The organism is Candidatus Thiosymbion oneisti (assembly GCF_004359955.1).
GTDB classification, from domain to species: Bacteria; Pseudomonadota; Gammaproteobacteria; order Chromatiales; family Chromatiaceae; genus Thiosymbion; species Thiosymbion oneisti.
Genome location: NZ_SMSC01000121.1, coordinates 1 through 690 on the forward strand (window position 1 = coordinate 1; position 690 = coordinate 690).

The 690-nt window shown below is 58.8% G+C and carries 1 protein-coding gene; it reads left to right on the forward strand.

The features are described 5' to 3' along the window. Positions 1-151 precede the first annotated feature (151 nt). A partial coding sequence (locus E1958_RS19700; protein WP_243725317.1) for a LamG-like jellyroll fold domain-containing protein occupies positions 152-690 on the forward strand: 539 nt, incomplete at its 3' end.

The window sequence follows — 690 nt, forward strand, 5'->3', positions numbered from 1 at the left end:
ATTCTCTGCCTCTTGTCTGCATCGGCTCTCTACAACCGACCAGGGGCGGCTTTGTTAGTTCTACTATTTACAGCGCACTACACTAGTCAACTATACCAGCCGATGCAACAAGTCCGGCGACACCTTTACCCTCAGCGACCGGGAATTCTCGGTGACCCGCCCGGGGGACCTCCATATCCATGTGGGCAATACCGGCGTCGATACCAATATCTCCGTCAGTGATGGTAAGTGGCACTACCTGGCCGTCTCCTGGGAGAGTGAAAACGGCGTTCTGGTGCTCTATAAAGACGGTGAAAAGGTCTTCAGCCGGAGCGATTTTTGCACGGGACACAAACTCTCACAGGCCACAACGGCCGCCCTCGTCCTGGGGGTCTATGGGGATAACCGCTTAGAGGGCAGTCTGGGCCAGGTCAGTGTCTGGTCCAAGGTATTGTCCAGGGGCGCAGTCAAGCGGCTCATGGAAAAACCGCTGACCGGCGAGGAGAGCCAGCTGGTCAGGGCCTGGGTACACGGTGGAAACAGGGCCTATGACCTCTCTCAAAAGCAAAACCACGGCAACCTGTACGGCGACCCCGCCGCCGAGCGGATCGGCAAGCTGTCCGGCAACAGCCGCCCGGTGCGCCTATTGGTGGGCGGCGCGGGTCAGGATATCAGGAACTTTACCGGCTGTCGGGTCCCGGATGATTACGC